Here is a 17,952-nt window from a genome sequence, read left to right as displayed (position 1 = left end):
GCCACCAGTCAACTTTTCTGTCGAGACTCAGAGCTTCCCACTTACACGAAGGTTTATGAATCATGAAGAGTGAACAGGTAGAAGGCGTAGCGGAAAAGTTGGCTGGCAAGGCGCAGAGCGCGGTCGGGAAACTGATGGGTGATTCGAAGATGGAAGCTGAAGGTGCCGGACATCAGGCAGCTGGACAGCTGACTAAATCCTACGGCGATGCACTGGATAACGTATCGACCTTCGTCAAAGAAAAACCGATAGCTGCAATCGCGATAGGTGCTGCGGCATTGATCCTGATAAACCGAATTTTTCGTCGCTGAGTGAGTGACCGGGTTTTTCACCAGACGTTGAAAGACAGGAAAATTGAATTAAAGGAAAGGGCCCTTAGGGGCTCTTTTTTTTAACCGGCCTTTCATGGACGTTATGGATTCAACGACATCCCGCTCAATGCGCGGGAAATGCAGTGTTCTTCTCAGTGATAGTGGATGATGTTCTGGAAGATGAGCGCGCCGCCCAATCCATCCCGTCGCTCAGTTCGCCGCCCAATCGGCTCGATACTGCAACAGGAAGTCGACGAATGCCCGAACCCGCTGAGGAACATAGCGGCCATGGGGGTAGAGCAGGGTGTAAGGCCTGGAGCGTCCATTGTAGGGCTGGAGTACCTCGATGAGGCTGCCATCGGCCAGTTCGCGCTCGACAATGAATTTGTAAGTCTGGAACAGACCCGCACTGTGTTTGGCCAGGGTAACGCCGCCCAGCACATCATCCGAGCAGCAATAGCTGCCCTCAGTGAAGATCTCCCGATGTTTGCCCTCGACGTCGAACAGCCATGAGATGCGTCGACCGCTGCTCGGCAGTTCAAATTGAATGCACTCGTGAGCGACGAGGTCATCCACTGTCGTTGGCGTGCCGGCCTTGCTCAGGTATTCAGGTGTTGCGACCACGACCAGTTGTGCGTCTTCGAGCAAGCGCGCAATCAGGGTCGAGTCCGGTTGAGCGCGAACCCGAATCGCCAGGTCATAGCCCTCCGCCACGAAGTCGATATTTCGGTTACCCAAGTGGATATCTACGGTGACGTCTGGATAAAGCGCTCGAAACTTCGGCAGAAGCGGCAAGATCCGGTGATGCCCATAGGTGGTCGGAAGACTGATACGCAGCCGCCCTGAAGGCTTCGATTGAGCGCCCATGACTTCTTGCTGCGCTTCCACCAGTTGAGTCAGGGCTTGTCGGCATTGTTCGTAGAACACCCGCCCCGGTTCAGTCATCCGGATGCTGCGCGTGGTTCTCACGAACAGGCGTGATCCCAAACGCTCCTCAAGACGCAAAATCGATCGGCTTACTGCCGCAGGCGTCACACCGGCGACCTGCGCGGCTGCGGTAAAACTGCCGGTTTCCGAGGCGAGGCAAAACAGCTCGATGCTGCCTAACTGCAGGTCATCAAAATGGCGCTTCATATTAATCACACCGGGTATTCGCGAAGTGCCCGAAAGCATACCGATGTCGATGATGCAGTGGCGAGGACCGGGGATCGATTCATTACACCGCGTCACAAATGAAGTAACCGCACCCGCATTTATTCATTGAAGGCAACCTCCTAGAGTTCACTCCACTGCCGCCTCCTCATGCCGATGAGGCGCGAACTGGAGACTCTCCCGTGCCTTTCATCAGCGTTCGTATCACCCGCGACGGCGTTACCAAAGAACAGAAAGCCCAGGTCATCGCCGAGATCACCAAAACCATGCAGACGGTGCTCAACAAGGATCCGCACCTGACGCACATCGTGATCGAGGAAGTCGATACCGATAACTGGGGCTACGCAGGAATAACCACTACCGAGTACCGCCAGTCGCTGGTGGAGCCCAAGTAATCACGCCATCAGGCTCGTCTGTGTGTGAAACCCCTTTCGTAAACTATTGAGGAATTATCATGAGCCATTCAAAAAAAGTCGTTGTGGTCACTGGCGCATCCCAAGGGCTGGGCGCAGGCATCGTTGAAGGTTTTCGCAAACTCGGCTATCAAGTGGTGGCGACTTCGCGTTCCATCAAACCGTCAGCGGATCCGGACATCCTGACCGTCGCCGGTGACATTGCCGATCCGGTGACTGCCGAGAAAATCATCCGCGAAGGCGTAGCGCGTTTCGGCCGCATTGACACGTTGGTGAACAACGCCGGGATCTTCCTCGCCAAACCGTTCACAGCCTATACCCGCGAAGAGTATGTAAATACTGTGGCCACCAATATGGGCAGCTTCTTCCACATGTCGCAGCAGGCGATTGCCCAGATGGAGAAACAAGGTGAGGGTGGACACGTGGTCAGCATCACCACATCGCTGGTCGATCATGCCATCGATGGGGTGCCGTCGGTGCTGGCGTCGCTGACCAAAGGTGGCATGAACGCCGCGACCAAATCCCTGGCGATCGAGTACGCCAAGCGCGGCATCCGCGTTAACGCCGTATCGCCTGGCATCATCAAGACCCCGATGCATGGCGAGGAAAATCACGCCGCTCTGGGCAGCCTGCATCCGGTCGGACACATGGGCGAGGTGCAAGACATCGTTGCAGCGGTGCTGTACCTGGACAGCGCCAACTTCGTCACCGGCGAAATCCTGCATGTCGATGGCGGCCAAAGCGCCGGTCACTGATGAAGAAAGCGAGTCGACAAGAAGCCGCCCCAGGCGGCTTCTGCCTTACTTATCTGTAGCCATCACATCTGTTTGCCGTTACGCGCAGCGATCGCAACGGTGGTCGGCGAATCAGCCAGTGACACGAATTTGCGGGTCGCGCCATCCAGAGCATCGATGCATCCCGCTTCGATGTCGTAGACCCAGCCGTGCAGATTCATACGTCCCTGCTCAAGCGCCAGGGCCACCGATGGATGCGTCCGCAGATTCGCCAGTTGCGCGATCACGTTTTCCCGCACCAGACCATCAAGCTTGGCGCGGGGGGTGTCGAACTCATGTGCTGCGTTAATCGCTTTCGCGGCGTCCGAGTGACGTAGCCAGTTAGCAACCGCCGGAAGATGGTCCAGGCACGTGCAGCGTGAAATCGCGCCCATCGCCCCGCAGTCCGAGTGGCCGCAGATCACAATATCCTGTACCCCGAGCACGGCGACCGCATACTCGACGGTCGCCGACACGCCACCCGGTTCAGGGCCGTAAGACGGCACAATGTTGCCGGCGTTACGAATAACGAACAGTTCGCCCGGCTCGCGCTGCGTAAGGAGTTCCGGCACCACACGGCTGTCCGAGCAGGTGACGAACAACGCCTTTGGATTCTGTTCTGTCGCGAGCTGCTTGAACAGCTCGACGCGTTGCGGATAAACCTCGCGCTGAAAGCGCAGAAAGCCGTCAATAATGTCCTGCATGAAGTCCTCCAAACCCGAAAAGCAGATGTGGGCACGAGCACTCGATATGCCTTCGCGCCGCTGTGGTCGGCATTATTGCAGACGTCGCAGGTGTTGGCAGTAGTCGTGCAAGATGCACTTCGAGCCAAGTGATGTCGGCGACGAAGCTCTAGCATTGCTGGCGTCGTCGCTGCGCAGCATTTCGATCCGCGCTTGGCGACTATTATTCTGCAACGGCGGTTACCTGATCACTTATAAGCTGAGCCAAAATTCGCACAGGCTCGGTGAAACTCTGTCGAGATCGATGTACCAGCCCGATATCCCGGTGAAAGGTGTGTTGTCCCAAATCGATCGCTCGTACACCTTCGGGCCATTCCTGATGGGGCTCTGTCTGTGGCACCAGCGCTATGCCTACACCTTTTCCCACCAGTTTGATGATGGCCTCCAGTTCATCCAGTTCGCAAACTTCCTGCAAGGTGAAATGCATCTGTCGCAGGAAACGATCAACCTGCCGGCCGCCGAAAGATGATCGGTCATAGCGAATGAATGGCTGGCTGGACAGCAGTTCCGACCAGTCATTTCCCTCCAGCTCGCGCGGCACGATCAGTCGGTAGGGTTCTCGCGCCAGCGTCGTCCAGCGCAGGTCACTTTGAAGAGAGAAGGGCGGTCGAATGATGACAGCCATGTCGATTTCGCCGGCGTCTACGAGGTTCACCATTTCCATCGACAGCCCTGGAATGACACGGGTGCGGCATTGCGGACACTGCTGGTGAAACTTCGCCAGCGCATCGGGCAAATAGGAACGTTGCACGGATGCGATCGCACCGATGTTGATGAGTATGTTGGTAGGTTGGCCCAGCGCAGTGGAACCCAGATTGTCGTATAGCCTGAGTAACTCCTGCGCCTGCAGAAGTATCTGGTGACCCATTTTGTTCAGATGGGCCGAACGTCCTTTCCTGTCGAAAATCTCAAAACCGAGTTCGGTTTCCAGGCGCTGAATCTGCGCGCTGACGGCGGCCTGGGTCAGGCCGATCTTGTTCCCGGCAGCGGCGAATGTGCCTTCCCGCGCCACCGCAATGAGTGTTTTCAGTTCTTTGATCATTCACAAATATTAATTGTGTTTCTGAGAAATATATATTGATTTTTCTGTTTGTTTTTTCGTCCTAGGATGTTTTCCAACCCCCGGCACCGGCTGAACCCAGAGAGCTGATGACGGTGGAAATGTTCGCCAACCAACAAAAAATATTTGGAGTTCTGATGAGCCTCTCGCCATTTCACCTCGCGATCCCTGTTTATGACCTGGCTGCGGCGCGCACCTTCTACGGTGAGGTCTTTGGTCTTGAAGAAGGGCGCTCCAGCACGCAATGGGTCGATTTCGATTTTTATGGTCACCAACTGGTGATCCACGAACATCCGAAAACAGCCTCACAAGAGAGCGTTCACAGCAACCCGGTCGACGGACACGATGTCCCGGTTCCGCACTTCGGCATCATTTTGGGTTGGGAACAATGGGAAGCGCTGGCCGAACGTCTGAAGTCGTTTGGTACCGAGTTTGTGATCGAACCGTACATTCGGTTTAAAGGCCAGGTAGGCGAGCAAGCCACCATGTTTCTCTTTGACCCGTGCGGCAACGCTCTTGAATTCAAGGCGTTCAAGGATATGAGCCAGCTCTTCGCTAAATAGGAACACGCATGGCACAACCCGTTTGTGCCATTCGATCTCAAGTGAGCTGGAAGCTCATGACTCTAGCAACTGCGAATAGACGCAGACCTTTCATTCCAACAAGAAGGCTAGACATGAAACGTATTCCCTTGGTGTGGCAAATCGTTGCCGGGCTATTGCTTGGCGTGCTTGCAGGTTGGTACTTCAATACGCATCCGCACTATCAGACATGGGTGAGTGCGGAGATCCTCAAACCGCTCGGTGACATCTTTATCAAGATGATGAAGATGGTGGTTGTTCCGATCGTGTTCTGTTGCATGATTTTGGGGATCGCGGGCGGCGGTGACAGCAAATCGTTCGGGCGTATGGGGGTGAAGTCGCTCGGCTACTTCTTTGCGATTACCGCGCTGGCCATCGTCATAGGCCTGTGTTTTGCCAACCTCTTCGAACCAGGACGAGGAACCGATATTTCAGGCCTTTCGCATGGCGCTGCATCGATCACGCTTGAGCCGTCCAAAGGGGCGCTGGTGATTTTGCAGAACATCGTTCCAGACAACGTGATAGTGGCAATGTCAGAAGCGAAGTTGCTGTCGGTACTGTTCTTCGCTGTGCTGTTGGGGCTGGCGTTGAATGCTTTGCCCAAAGACAAAAGCGCGCCATTTATTGCGGTTGTTCAGAGCCTTTCCGATGCGATGTTCAAGGTGGTTTCCATTGTGATGGCCTACGCGCCGATAGGGGTGTTTGGCATGATCGGCGCGACCGTCGCGACGTTTGGTTTTGCCTCGCTGTTGCCGCTGCTCAAGTTGATTGGGGTGGTGTATCTGGCGCTGATGGTGTTCGCTTTAGTGGTACTGGGTGGCATTTGTTATTTGATTGGCGAAAACATCTTCAAGTTGATCCGCTACTTCCGTAATGAATTGATTCTGGCGTTTTCCAGTGCCGCCTCAGCCGCCGTCATGCCGCAACTGATGACCAAACTGGAAAGCTACGGTGTACCGCGTCGGATCGTCAGTTTTGTGGTGCCGGTGGGGTATGCGTTCAATCTCGATGGCGCATCGATTTTTCTCGGTGTGGCGACCATTTTTGTGGCGCAACTCTATGGGATCGACCTGTCTCTGTCACAGCAGATTCTGTTGGTCGTGACGATGGTGCTGACCTCGAAGGGCGCCGCAGGTGTGCCTGGGTTTGCAATCGTGATCTTGTCAGCCACCTTGGCCTCTGCCGGTCTTCCGTTGGAAGGTGTGGCATTGATCGCCGGCATTTTCAGGATTATCGACAGCGGCACCACCACGCTCAATGTACTGGGCAATGCGATTGCGCCGCTGGTTATCAGCAAGTGGGAGAAAGTCGCGCTAGAGCCCTCACGAACGGGTCATACAGACGAACACCTGTGTGACCAGGTGCAACGCTGCCGGTAACAGTCGTGAACACGATGGCAGCTTTTGAAACAGCATTATCACCAGCAAACGCCTGCTGACAGAGGGGCGTATTTTTTTAACCTTCCACTAGACGACCGGTCTATTCAGTCGAGGATTTTATGACGGCTAACACGTTTGATACCGACCTTTTTTCGCCCATGCAAATGGGCGCACTCCAATTGGCTAACCGAATTGTCATGGCGCCTGTGACACGCAGCCGAATGGCCGAAGACGGCGTACCGAATGAAATGCATGCGACTTACTACGCCCAGCGCGCCAGTGCAGGCTTGATCATCGCCGAAGCGACCAATATTTCTCCCCAGGGGCGGGGTTACGCCATGACCCCGGGTATCTGGTCGGAGGCACAGGTAGCTGGCTGGAAAAAAGTCACTGACGCGGTGCACGCGGCGGGCGGAAAAATCGTCAGTCAGTTGTGGCACGTGGGGCGCTTTTCGAGTGTCGAGCTACAACCCAACGGAGAAGCGCCAGTAGCGCCTTCGGCGATCAAGGCCGAAGGCAGCACTTACACCGAGAAAGGCTTTGTCGAGGTGTCGATGCCTCGCGCATTGGAAACCTCGGAGATTCCAGGAATCATCGAGCAGTACAAACTGGCCGCAGAGAATGCCCGGCGAGCCGGTTTCGATGGTGTGGAAGTGCATTCCGCCAACAGCTATCTGCTTGACCAGTTCCTGCGCGACTCCACCAATCAACGCACTGACCCATATGGCGGCTCCATCGAGAACCGGGCTCGACTGACGCTGGAAGTCACCGCAGCCGTGATTTCGATCTGGGGTAGCGATCGGGTCGGTATTCGCCTCTCGCCAGTTACACCCGATGCCGGAAATACACCTCCCGACAGCAATGTCATGGCGACTTACGGTTACCTGATTCAGCAGCTCAATCAATTCAATCTGGCTTATCTGCATTTTGTCGAAGGCGCCACGGCGACCTCCCGCACGGTCCCGGAAGGCGTGGATCTGGACGCGCTGAGTGCGCAGTTCGAAGGGCCATTCATTGGCAATAACAACTACGACCTGCCGATGGCGCTAGAGCGTCGTGCGCAGGGGCGGATCGATGCGGTGGCGTTTGGTCGTTTGTTCATTGCCAACCCCGACCTCGTGGAGCGCTTGCGTCGCGGGATCGAGCTCACCATCGCGCCACGCGAGAGTTACTACGGCGGCGGTGCCAAGGGTTACATCGACTGGCCAACCGCGAACGCCTGAACGACGGCATTTATCGATAAGAGGTAATGAGCATGAATTATCTGCAAAACAAGGTAGCCATCGTCACCGGCGCGTCTTCCGGTATCGGCGCCGCCACCACCCGCGCGCTTGTCGCCCAAGGCGTGCGCGTAGTGGCCGCCGCACTGGATGAACAGGGTCTGGAAAGCTTTGTCGCCGAGTTGCGGGCGGGCGGTAACGAAGTGGTCGCTTTTACCACCGACGTGACTCAGGCGCATCAAACCCAAGCGCTCGCGCAATTTGCGCATGAGACCTACGGCACCGTAGACATTCTGGTGAACAACGCCGGGCTGATGCTTTTTTCCAACTGGGTCGACCTGGCGGTACAGGACTGGGAAAAGATGATCGACGTGAATATCAAAGGCTACCTCAACACTACGGCGGCGGTGCTGCCTTTCATGCTGGAGCGCAAGTCCGGGCAGATTCTCAATATGGACTCTGTTGCCGGTCATCAGGTCGGACCGGCGGCCGGTGTTTACAGCGCAACAAAATTTTTCGTTCAGGCCATGACCGAGTCCATGCGCAAGGAGCTCGGTGTGCAGCACGGCATCCGCGTCAACACGGTCAGCCCGGGTGTCATCAATACCGGCTGGGCCGACAAGGTCAGTGATCCTGAAGGGCGCAAGGCTGCCCAAGCGCTCAACCGAGTTGCCATCGCCCCCGACGATATCGCGGGGGCCGTGATTTACGCGCTCAACCAACCGGAAAACGTCACCGTCAACGACTTGATCATCTCGCCGACGCGCCAGGATTGGTGACTGTTTACCGAGCCTCGTCCGTAAACCTTCCTTGCTTTCTTCAGCCATTTACCAACTCAGGAATACCTCATGTCCACTTCAACTTATGTTCAGGAATACAACGCAATCGTCGACGTGCTCAGCCAGTACAACGAAGGTGGTACCAAAGCTGACAGCGCCTTGATGAAGCCCGCATTCAACCAGCAGGCCACCATGTTCGGGGTCGACGAAGGCAAGCTCGTCGGCGGTGCGATCCAGAACCTGTACGACGTCATCGATAACGCGTTCCGCCCATCTCCGGAAGCGCAAGCAGCGATCGTTCGCATCGACATCGTAGGCTCGGCAGCCAGCGCCCGGGTCGACACCGACAATGTTTCAGGATTTCGTTTCACCGATTTTTTCAACCTGCTGAAGGTTGAAGGTCAGTGGACGATTGTCAGCAAGATCTACCACACCCACCCAAGCGCCTAAGCCGTTGAATGCAATTGGCGAGGTGCGTCGCGCCTCGTCCTTACTGGAAGAACAGACCCATGTCGAAAAACATCAAGGCAGTACCCACCGCTGAGTACAACGCTGTCATCGCCATTGCCAATCAGTATGTTGAAGGGCTGCGTGTGGGCAGTGCACAGAGCGTTGCGCAGGCGTTTCATAAAGACGCTGTGATGTACGGATTCACCAATGGTGAACTGCTGGGCGGCCCGATCAGGAATCTGTTTGATTTCGTAGAGAAGAACGGCGATGCCCCGAACATCATCACCCGACTCGACGTGCTGGCGATCACGCCAACCACCGCCGTGGTTCGTGTCGACATGGAACAGGATGCAATCGGCGCTGATTACAACGATTACCTGACCCTGATCAAAATCGACGGGGCCTGGAAGGTCATTGCCAAGGTTTATCACCAATTCGCAGGTTGAGCGTCTTCCGGTCCCGGTTGATCCATACCGGGACCGGAGTTCATCCACCTGACGTGCGCAGAGGTCAGGTTCGAAAGCAGTTGATTTTGAGGGTGTACACGATGCCGCTAGTTGAGTTCTCCGCTGTTCTGGACAGCGATATAGCGCACGCCTGGAGCGTGTTGAAGAGGTTTGGTGAGATTGGTAAATGGCATCACTCCATTTTGGAAAGCAGCATTGAGGACAACCAGCCCGATGGATTGGTTGGCTGTATTCGCAAACTCACGTTGGTCGATGGTGCCGTGGTCAGGGAGCGTCTTTTGTCGGTCGATGATCGCAATACGATGCTGTCTTATCGCTTCGAGGAGGCTCCGTTACCGTTGGACAACTATGTAGCTACTGTTCAATTAGCCTCGCTGACTGGACAGTCAAAGACGTTCATCCGTTGGTCTGCAAGCTTCGATCTGCAAGATCTCACTACTGCCGAACACTATGAGGCGCTTGTTAGAGGACTGATCGTAGACGGCCACAACAGTCTCCAGTCATTTCTCCAGCAACAAGCTGAGGAGGGCGGTGAAGTAGGGTGAGGGCAGGGCCATGCCATTGGAAATGACAATTCAGCCATTGGAATGCCAGGAATGCGGTTAGAGTACCCCTCCGTAAATCCATCGTTATGTGAACAATGAATCGTCCGCTGTTTGTTTCTCTGGATGGGCCCAAAGGCACCGGCAAAACCACGCTGTTGGAGGCCGTTACGAAGCTGCTAAGGGCCGGCAACAGGAAAGTCATCCGGCTCTGCGAGAGAAAAAGCGATCCTTTCCGGGGTGAAACCATGGCCCTGATCAACACGCTAGCCAGAAATCCTTCCCGGGATCTGGAATGGGCTGTGTGCCAGCGCCTGGCTGATAGTCGGCGCTGGATTTCCCGACACGTACTGACGCAGCAGCCGCTGGACAGCATTATCCTGATCGATCGCTGGTATCCGTCAGATGCCGCGTTTCGCCGAACCATCCCGTTTGCCGAGATTCTCCAGTTGAACCTGGATCAAGACGTGCGCGTGCCGGATCTGCATGTCGGCGTCGTCACCGATCCGGATATTTCATGGGCAAGGGCTGCGACAAGATCGCGAGGATTGGGCGGCACTGTGATCCAGAAGTACGCAGAGCATGTGGCGTGTACGGAGATGTTCGAGCAAGCGGTCAAGGAACACGGTTGGGTTCTGTGCCGTAATGAGGGAACAATCGAAGACGCTACGATGCAGGTGGTTTCTGAGATTTATAGGGTGCTGGGGTGATTGTTGGAGTGGAGACAGATGTTGGTGCAGGAAGGCGCGTAGCGTAATACGTGGTTTAACATAATATACATTACACGTAACAAGATGTTTCAGGGTTAGCCCGGTTGCACGCCAGATTTCAATCCAGAGTTTTACCCTGAGTCCTCTTTTCAAAACCTCGGCCTTGCCTGCAATTGGCGACCTTCAATCAGCATCCCGCGTCAGTTTTTCAATCAGCATCCGGTGCTGTGGAAATTGCGCAATCAGTTTGCGTCGATCACCCATCTCCATATCCGCAAAATCAAATCCCGGCGACACGGCCTCGCTGATCAAGCCAAATCCATGTTCTCCCTCGAGCAGTCGCGAAGCTTTCCAGATTCCGCCAGGCACGTGCATTTGCAGATGCTGTCCCGCCAGAATGTCGTTGCCCATTACCAGCGTTTCCAGCGAGCCGTCAGCATGGATCATGCTGTACTCGATGGGATCGCCCAGATGGAAAAAATGCACAATGTCGGAATGATTGAAATGAAACTGGCCCACTGGTGATTGCTCGGTCAACAGGTAGTAAATCGATGTCATCAGGTACCGTGGGCCACCGACGGTATCGAGCATCTCTCTATGATCGGCCTGATAGGTTCTGCGAAAGTAACCGCCTTCCACGTGAGATTGCAGATCCAGCGCCTGAATCAAGGCCTGTGCGTTTACTGTGCGTTGAGACATGCTCTGCTCCGGTGGATGGCGGCTCGTTTTACGATAGCTCTACTAAACGGCTATTTAGTGTAGTTAACAGTAGATCGCTGAATTTAGAAGATTTTACCCTCCTTTTCAGCGCGCACTTGTTTAACAAAGCAAATCAGAAATCCACCGTTGCCGATAGCAGATAAGTCCTTGGCGTCGAAAGCGTCAAACCTGGTTCGCTGTCATCTGATGCGCCCGCCGAACTCCAATAGCGTTTATCCAATACGTTCTCGACATTGGCGCGTACGGTGATGGTCTTGTCGTCCAGTTTAAAGGCGTAACGCGTCCCCACGTCGAATCGCTCCCATGAGTCGATTTCCTTCTGGTTGGACTGATCCAGATACTGCGAACTCGAATAGATTCCACGGCCTGTCAGCGTCAGCCCCTGCATATTGGGTACATCCCACTCTGCGCCGAGATTGACGTTGTATTTGGGTGTCGCGGGCGCGCGGTTACCGTCAAAGGTTCCATTGGTGGTCTGGGTCAGTTCGCTGTCGATGTACATCACGCCGCCGAGCAATCGAAACCCTTTGAACGGCTCGCCGAACACACTCAATTCCACACCATCGTTCTGTCGTTTGCCGTTCGGGCCGAAGACTCGTGTCGAGGCGTTGGTTTCATAAGCAGGCTGTTTGATCCGGAACACAGACGCTGTAAGCGCATACGAACCCGCGTCATATTTGGCCCCGACTTCGACTTGTCGGCTGATAAAAGGCGGGAAGATTTCATCCTCGTTGATCGACGTCGATGGCGCAATTTTCCCTTGGCTGAGGCCTTCCATGTAGTTGGCGTAGAGCGAGAGCTTGTCCGTCGCCTTGAACAGAATGCCGCCCGATGGCGAGAGTTTTTCTTCGTCATAGGCTGTGTCGCCCTTCACATCATCGCTCCAGTCGTCGACTTGAACCCTTTGCCAGCGAGCACCAAGGGTCAGCAACAGGCGATCATCGAAGAACCCCAGCGTATCGGACAGTGCGACGCCGCTGAAGCGGTTTTCCGTGTAGACCCTGGCGTCGTAGCGTGTTGGCGTGCGCGGCTTTGCGGTTTCCACCGGGTCATACAGATTGCTGCGCCCTGCCGCATACCGCGCGCCACCATTTTCGAAATCCATGTAGAAGTAGCTGGCCGCCAGATTGACCTCGTGGCTGACTGAACCGGTATGGAACCAGTTGCGCACACCTGCCGTGGCGGTCCGGACATTTTCGTCACGGGTGAAATTCCGCGGTTGAACACTGAAGTCGCCGGCGTCGTTGGTCACCGACACCGCATGCCGAAGGAAATCGTGGTTACTTTTACGGGCGCCGACGCCGCCATACAACATGACCGAATCGCTGACGTCGAACTCGCCATTGAGCGTGCCAAACGTATCTTTGGTTCGCGCCTGGCTCCAGGGTTGCGCGTAGTTGTCGCGCACATCATCAGCATCCGGAACTTTCGCGTTTGCACCGACCTGCACACGTTCTTGCGGTGTATCGGTATCGCGCTCGGTGTGACCGATATCGGTGGAAAGCCGCAGGCGCTCACCGCGAAAATCCAGGCCCAGCACTGCCATGTCGCGATCGACGCTCTGGTGATCCCATTCAGTGTCACCCGCTTGTTTGACGCCGTTGAAACGCAGGCCGAACTGGTTGTCCTCACCAAAACGACGGCCGATGTCGACGGCGCCGCCGAGCTGATTGTTGGAAGCGTAACTGGCCGTCAGCGATGTATTCGGCTGATCGCCGGCGCGCTTGGGCACCACGTTGATCCCCCCTCCTACACTGCCCCGCGGCGAAATGCCGTTGATCAGTTGGCTCGGGCCCTTGAGGATGTCGACGCGCTCGGCCATTTCCATGTCGATCGTGTAAGTGGGCAGAACCCCGTAGAGCCCGTTGTAGGAAACATCACTGTTGAACAGGCTGAAACCGCGGATGGTGAATTGCTCATAACGGCCGCCTGCCGGGTTGGTCGCACGCACCGAGGGATCGCTGGCGATCACGTCGCCCAGAGTGCGGGCCTGCTGGTTTTTCACCGTTTCGCTGGTGTAGGTGGTCATGCTGAACGGGGTCTCCATGAAATCCCTGGAACCCAGCAGTCCTTGCGAACCACGGCGCGCCACCTGGCCACCGGCAAAAACCTCTGAATCCGTGCCACCCGTCGATCCAAGAATCGAAGTGGGTGCCAGTTCCAGACTGCCGCCGTCCGGCGCAGGAATGACTGTGAAAGCGCGGTCGCCCGCCGGTTGCAGCTGTAGACCGGACCCCAGCAACAACCGGGTAAAGCCCTCCTCCACGCCAAACTCACCCGACAAACCATTGCTGTTGCGCCCGCTGACCAAGGCCGGATCTACCGACAGATTGACCCCGGCCAGTCCGGCAAAACGGGTCAGCGCCGCACCCAGGCTGCCGGCAGGCAACTGATAAGCGCGGCGGTCGGCGCTTTCCGCCCAACTGCTGGGAATCAACAGGGGGCTGGCACTCAGGCTCAACAAAAGGCTCAACTGCAACAACGGACGCAAACGACCTGGAAATACTGCAGGCATAGGAAAAAGCTCTCGATTTGGTTCACTTGCCTGGAATGACCAGCGAGGCGAAAAAAAGGGACAGGTCTCAGACTGTTTTTTTGGACTGGGACAATTTTCGCGGAACGAGAGAGACCCAAAAGCGCGTGCGTTGCTGCACGTCGATCGGCAGGCTGGCCGCCAACAGTGAGAGCACTTGATCGGTGTTATCCAGGCGAAAACTGCCGGTGATGCGCAGCGCCTCCAGCTCCGGATCCCAGCGCAGCACGCCTGGGCGATAACGGCTCAATTCGCGCAGAAAATCCCCCAGCGGCTGGTTTTGCGCCATCAATACACCGTCGCGCCAGCTCGGCATCGAGGCGTCAAACGCTCGGACAGAACCCGCGCCAGAAGCCTGCAGCCTGATCTGCTGTCCCTGATTGAGTAACAGCGCTAGCCCGCTTGACGGTTGCAACTGCACCGAGCCACGAACCACCGACACATTGCAGTCACGCTCATTGAGACGCACGCAAATCTCACTGTGACTGACGATGATCCGCCCGTACGGCACATTGATGATCAGGGCTGAGTTGCCTGGTACATCAAGGGCCATCTCTCCTCGCACCAGCGTCAGCTGACCGGCAGCAAGATCCACATTGACGGCACTGTCGGTATTGAGCTGCAACGAACTGCCATCGGCGAGTGGCAATGTCTTGTGTTCACCCGTGCCCGTCTGCAAATCCGCGCGCCAGACATCCAGCGGCAGTTGCCGACTGATCAGCCAGGCAGCCGGCACCAGTGCCGCGATACCAAGCGCGCGTTTCAGCACGGCCCGACGCGTTGCGTCCGGACGATCCAGCGTAGCCATGGCCAGCGCAGAAGGCAGAGCGGAAAACCGTTCGCGCAAGCGCTGGATTTTCTGCCACGCGTGTTCATGCCGGCTATCGCTGTTGCGCCAGACCTGCAATTGCGCATGATCGTCAGCGCCCGCTTCGCCGGACTCAATCAACGCCAGCCAGTGCGCGGCGGCGCGGGCGACTTCGCGGGCTTCATCACTGGGGGCTACGCGCATCAAAGCTCCACCAGCAGACAATGCTCGTAGGCCTGCGCCATGTAACGTTTGACGGTGCGCTCGGACACTTGCAGGCGCTCGGCGATTTCGCGGTAACCGAGGCCCTCAAGCTGACTCCACAAAAACGCCCGACGCACTGCTCGCGGCAAACCATCGAGCAACTCATCCAGCGCTTGCAGGGTTTCCAGCAGCAGCCAACGCTGCTCGGGCGATGGCACGCACTCTTCCGGCAGTTGCGCGAGGGCTTCGAGGTAGGCTTTTTCCAGACTGCGGCGGCTGTAGAAGTTGCTCAGTAGACGCTTGCCCACGGTCAGCAGATAGGCGCGGGGCTCACGCATGTCGGCAATCGGTTGCGCACTGCACAGCACGCGCATGAAGGTGTCCTGGCTCAGATCCGCCGCATCCCACGCGTTACCCATGCGTCGACGCAGCCAAGTTTCCAGCCAGCCTCGGTGATCGCGGTACAGCGCGTGCAGGCTCTGCTCAGATGGCGTGGCGGCTTCAATCATCTCAAGAGACCCTGCGCGAAGTTAGATTCAAATGAGACTGATTCTATTTAACTTCGCTTGGGACACAAAGATCTTTTTGCCCGTTACTGCAATCTCTAGCGTTTCAGCGTCTCGCTCGGCAGCTCTTTGAACAGCGCCCGATAACTGCTGGAAAACCGCCCCAGATGCCAGAACGACCAGCGCATCGCCACCTCAGCCACGGTGGTTTCCGTGGGCCGGCGCTTGAGCAATTCGCGGTGTGCACTGTTCAGCCGGCGCAGGCGCAACCAGTGACTCGGGGTCATCCCGGTGTAGGCCTTGAACGCCTGCTGTAGTTGCCGCAACGGCACCCCTGCGACCTTCGACAGTTCGAGCAGATTGACGGTGTCTTCCGGCGAATCTGCCGCCCACTCCCCTACTCGCTTCATGATCATCCGTTCTTCGCTACGCCGCTGTAATCCGCCGCGATCAAGACGGGTGTGTGCGTTGTCGAGGATGAACAGGCAGTCTTCGAGTAACTGCTGAGTCAGTGAGTCTTTATCAAACGGATCAACAGCTTGCGACAACTTCGTGAGAGTTGAGCTTAACCAGCGACTGAACAAGGCGTTCTGCCCGCAGTTAAGCGGCGCCATGAACAATCCTTCGAGTCTCGCCACCTCCAGACCGTGCTGACGGACGAATTCCGGGCCGAACACCACGGCAATTTCCTGGTAGTTCTCCGGGGTGATCCAGATGTTGCGGCTGTCTTCGTTGAGCAGATACAGCGCGTTGTCACTGCGATCGAAACAGAAGGCCAAGGCCCCCGATGGCGCGCTGAACGTCTGCTCGACGCGAGTGTTCATCTGTTCTTCGTAGACCTGCACACCCTCCAGGTCCAGATAGCGAATCTGCCCGGCGAAATGCCCGGGAGACATCTGCTGGTAATGCTGAACCCAACCCGGCGTGGCGCGGATCTGTTCGCTGACATCAGCGGTATTGAAAGCCTGAACCTGTAGCGGATTACACGTTGTCATGGGAGACCTTGCGCACTCTTTTGGTGCGCTTTGGTGCTGCTTAAAGTGGATAGATGGAACGGCAAGGCACGCCCAAGATAGTCGTCAACGCGCCACAGGGGAAGGGGCGGAAGATGAAACCCGCCCTCCCCGGCGTCTATAAAACCAATAACGAGGTCTTTATGAATGCCCCTTTCGATCAGCTGTTCACGTGGCTGAAAGATCACAAGATTACCGAAGTTGAATGTGTGGTCAGCGACCTGACCGGCATCGCCCGCGGCAAGATCGCACCGACCAACAAGTTCCTGCATGAGCGAGGCATGCGCCTGCCGGAAAGTGTGCTGCTGCAAACGGTAACCGGGGATTTTGTCGACGACGATATCTACTACGACCTGCTCGACCCGGCCGACATCGACATGGTCTGCAAACCGGTGAGCGACGCCGTGTATGTGATTCCATGGGCGATCGAGCCGACCGCCATCGTCATCCACGACACCTTCGACAAGTTCGGCAACCCGATCGAACTGTCGCCGCGCAACGTGCTGAAGAAAGTCCTGCAGCTGTACACCGACAAGGGCTGGAAGCCGATCGTGGCGCCGGAAATGGAGTTCTACCTGACCCAGCGCTGCGAAGACCCCGACCTGCCACTCAAGGCACCACTGGGGCGCTCGGGCAGGGCTGAAAGCGGGCGGCAATCGTTCTCGATCGATGCCGCCAACGAATTCGATCCGCTGTTCGAAGACGTCTACGACTGGTGCGAGCTGCAAGGTCTGGATCTGGACACGCTGATCCATGAAGACGGCCCGGCGCAGATGGAAATCAACTTCCGTCACGGCGACGCACTGGATCTGGCCGACCAGATCACCGTGTTCAAACGCACCCTGCGCGAAGCGGCGCTCAAGCACAACGTCACTGCCACGTTCATGGCCAAGCCGATTGGTGACGAACCCGGCAGCGCCATGCACCTGCACCAGAGCGTCGTGGAGATCGCCACCGGCAAGCCGATCTTCGCCAATGCCGACGGCACAATGAGCGAGCTGTTCCGCCATCACATCGGCGGCCTGCAGAAGTACATCCCGAAAGTCCTGCCGATGTTCGCGCCGAACGTGAACTCGTTCCGCCGCTTCCTGCCGGACACTTCGGCACCGGTCAACGTCGAGTGGGGCGAAGAAAACCGCACCGTCGGCCTGCGTGTGCCGACCTCCGGGCCGGAAGCCATGCGCGTGGAAAACCGCCTGCCGGGCGCCGATGCCAACCCGTATCTGGCGATCGCCGCGAGCCTGCTGTGTGGCTACATCGGCATGGTCGAAGGCATCGAACCGAGTGCCGCCGTCGAAGGCCGCGCCTACGAACGCCGTAACCTGCGCTTGCCGATCACCATCGAAGACGCGCTGACGCAAATGGAAGAATGCGACACCGTTGCGCGTTACCTGGGCAACAAATTCGTGCGCGGCTACGTCGCGGTCAAACGCGCCGAGCATGAAAACTTCAAGCGCGTGATCAGCTCCTGGGAGCGCGAGTTCCTGCTGCTGAGCGTCTGACTCCAGCACAAATCCCCTTCCTCCATGGCATGGCTTTTTGTGGGAGGGGGCTTGCTCCCGAAAGCGGTGTATCAGCCAGCTGTAAT

Annotated in this window: 20 protein-coding genes; 12 read left to right on the top strand and 8 right to left on the bottom strand. The window is 56.7% G+C overall.

The window, feature by feature from the left end; translation table 11 throughout:
• The first annotated feature begins 62 nt into the window (after nucleotides 1-62).
• Nucleotides 63-311, top strand: a complete 249-nt coding sequence (locus ACOYXI_RS05190; protein WP_098964018.1) for a CsbD family protein — start codon at nucleotides 63-65, stop codon at nucleotides 309-311.
• Between the two features lie 210 nt (nucleotides 312-521).
• Here ACOYXI_RS05190 and ACOYXI_RS05185 read toward each other — a convergent pair whose 3' ends face one another.
• Nucleotides 522-1,445, bottom strand: coding sequence for a LysR family transcriptional regulator (locus tag ACOYXI_RS05185; RefSeq protein WP_098964017.1), 924 nt, complete (start codon nucleotides 1,443-1,445; stop codon nucleotides 522-524).
• A gap of 200 nt (nucleotides 1,446-1,645) precedes the next feature.
• Between ACOYXI_RS05185 and ACOYXI_RS05180 the strand changes: the two genes are divergently transcribed.
• Nucleotides 1,646-1,858 (top strand): tautomerase family protein, encoded by a 213-nt coding sequence (locus ACOYXI_RS05180; protein ID WP_095135811.1) that lies wholly within the window; start codon nucleotides 1,646-1,648, stop codon nucleotides 1,856-1,858.
• 59 nt (nucleotides 1,859-1,917) lie between these two features.
• Nucleotides 1,918-2,631 (top strand): SDR family NAD(P)-dependent oxidoreductase, encoded by a 714-nt coding sequence (locus ACOYXI_RS05175; protein WP_098964016.1) that lies wholly within the window; start codon nucleotides 1,918-1,920, stop codon nucleotides 2,629-2,631.
• A gap of 62 nt (nucleotides 2,632-2,693) precedes the next feature.
• On the opposite strand, the gene ACOYXI_RS05170 is transcribed toward ACOYXI_RS05175, so the two are convergent.
• Together ACOYXI_RS05170 and ACOYXI_RS05165 are read right to left on the bottom strand one after the other, a co-directional pair.
• Nucleotides 2,694-3,353 (bottom strand): carbonic anhydrase, encoded by a 660-nt coding sequence (locus tag ACOYXI_RS05170; protein ID WP_095135815.1) that lies wholly within the window; start codon nucleotides 3,351-3,353, stop codon nucleotides 2,694-2,696.
• Between the two features lie 202 nt (nucleotides 3,354-3,555).
• Nucleotides 3,556-4,434 (bottom strand): LysR family transcriptional regulator, encoded by an 879-nt coding sequence (locus ACOYXI_RS05165; protein ID WP_210557117.1) that lies wholly within the window; start codon nucleotides 4,432-4,434, stop codon nucleotides 3,556-3,558.
• A 155-nt stretch (nucleotides 4,435-4,589) separates the two neighbouring features.
• Here ACOYXI_RS05165 and ACOYXI_RS05160 point away from each other — a divergent pair, with 155 nt between their 5' ends.
• The 8 genes from ACOYXI_RS05160 to ACOYXI_RS05125 all read left to right on the top strand — a co-directional run bounded on the left by ACOYXI_RS05160 (nucleotide 4,590) and on the right by ACOYXI_RS05125 (nucleotide 10,580).
• The gene (locus ACOYXI_RS05160; protein WP_039762906.1) at nucleotides 4,590-5,015 is read left to right on the top strand and encodes a VOC family protein; all 426 of its coding nucleotides are present in this window, start codon (nucleotides 4,590-4,592) and stop codon (nucleotides 5,013-5,015) included.
• A gap of 113 nt (nucleotides 5,016-5,128) precedes the next feature.
• A complete protein-coding gene (locus ACOYXI_RS05155; RefSeq protein ID WP_461674468.1) occupies nucleotides 5,129-6,412 on the top strand; it encodes a cation:dicarboxylate symporter family transporter in 1,284 nt (427 codons plus the stop codon).
• A 119-nt stretch (nucleotides 6,413-6,531) separates the two neighbouring features.
• A complete protein-coding gene (locus ACOYXI_RS05150) occupies nucleotides 6,532-7,635 on the top strand; it encodes an alkene reductase (RefSeq protein WP_027611807.1) in 1,104 nt (367 codons plus the stop codon).
• Between the two features lie 32 nt (nucleotides 7,636-7,667).
• On the top strand, nucleotides 7,668-8,411 hold the full coding sequence (locus tag ACOYXI_RS05145; protein ID WP_223007452.1) for an SDR family oxidoreductase: 744 nt from the start codon (nucleotides 7,668-7,670) through the stop codon (nucleotides 8,409-8,411).
• 69 nt (nucleotides 8,412-8,480) lie between these two features.
• Entirely contained in the window at nucleotides 8,481-8,861 is a 381-nt protein-coding gene (locus tag ACOYXI_RS05140; RefSeq protein WP_098964013.1) for a nuclear transport factor 2 family protein, read from the top strand.
• 59 nt (nucleotides 8,862-8,920) lie between these two features.
• Nucleotides 8,921-9,307 (top strand): nuclear transport factor 2 family protein, encoded by a 387-nt coding sequence (locus ACOYXI_RS05135; RefSeq protein ID WP_247267505.1) that lies wholly within the window; start codon nucleotides 8,921-8,923, stop codon nucleotides 9,305-9,307.
• A 101-nt stretch (nucleotides 9,308-9,408) separates the two neighbouring features.
• The gene (locus ACOYXI_RS05130) at nucleotides 9,409-9,873 is read left to right on the top strand and encodes an SRPBCC family protein (protein ID WP_461674467.1); all 465 of its coding nucleotides are present in this window, start codon (nucleotides 9,409-9,411) and stop codon (nucleotides 9,871-9,873) included.
• Nucleotides 9,874-9,968: 95 nt separating this feature from the next.
• Nucleotides 9,969-10,580, top strand: coding sequence for a dTMP kinase (locus ACOYXI_RS05125; protein WP_461674466.1), 612 nt, complete (start codon nucleotides 9,969-9,971; stop codon nucleotides 10,578-10,580).
• Between the two features lie 183 nt (nucleotides 10,581-10,763).
• On the opposite strand, the gene ACOYXI_RS05120 is transcribed toward ACOYXI_RS05125, so the two are convergent.
• The 5 genes from ACOYXI_RS05120 to ACOYXI_RS05100 all read right to left on the bottom strand — a co-directional run bounded on the left by ACOYXI_RS05120 (nucleotide 10,764) and on the right by ACOYXI_RS05100 (nucleotide 16,346).
• A complete protein-coding gene (locus ACOYXI_RS05120) occupies nucleotides 10,764-11,279 on the bottom strand; it encodes a cupin domain-containing protein (RefSeq protein WP_027611930.1) in 516 nt (171 codons plus the stop codon).
• A gap of 133 nt (nucleotides 11,280-11,412) precedes the next feature.
• Nucleotides 11,413-13,815, bottom strand: a complete 2,403-nt coding sequence (locus ACOYXI_RS05115) for a TonB-dependent siderophore receptor (RefSeq protein ID WP_461674465.1) — start codon at nucleotides 13,813-13,815, stop codon at nucleotides 11,413-11,415.
• 67 nt (nucleotides 13,816-13,882) lie between these two features.
• Entirely contained in the window at nucleotides 13,883-14,845 is a 963-nt protein-coding gene (locus tag ACOYXI_RS05110) for a FecR domain-containing protein (RefSeq protein ID WP_461674464.1), read from the bottom strand.
• Nucleotides 14,845-15,354 carry a sigma-70 family RNA polymerase sigma factor gene (locus ACOYXI_RS05105; protein WP_098964008.1) on the bottom strand — a complete coding sequence of 170 codons (510 nt, stop codon included), beginning with the start codon at nucleotides 15,352-15,354 and terminating at the stop codon, nucleotides 14,845-14,847. Before ACOYXI_RS05105 ends, ACOYXI_RS05110 begins: the two co-directional genes overlap by 1 nt.
• A gap of 95 nt (nucleotides 15,355-15,449) precedes the next feature.
• Nucleotides 15,450-16,346 carry a helix-turn-helix domain-containing protein gene (locus ACOYXI_RS05100; RefSeq protein ID WP_103367165.1) on the bottom strand — a complete coding sequence of 299 codons (897 nt, stop codon included), beginning with the start codon at nucleotides 16,344-16,346 and terminating at the stop codon, nucleotides 15,450-15,452.
• A 161-nt stretch (nucleotides 16,347-16,507) separates the two neighbouring features.
• Between ACOYXI_RS05100 and ACOYXI_RS05095 the strand changes: the two genes are divergently transcribed.
• Complete coding sequence (locus ACOYXI_RS05095) at nucleotides 16,508-17,866, top strand: glutamine synthetase family protein (RefSeq protein WP_095135836.1); 1,359 nt, start codon at nucleotides 16,508-16,510, stop codon at nucleotides 17,864-17,866.
• The last annotated feature ends 86 nt before the right edge of the window (nucleotides 17,867-17,952 follow it).

The organism is Pseudomonas sp. G3-19, from assembly GCF_054855875.1.
The sequence above is the reverse complement of the archived record's forward strand: the minus strand, read 5'-3'. Positions and strand labels throughout refer to the sequence as shown.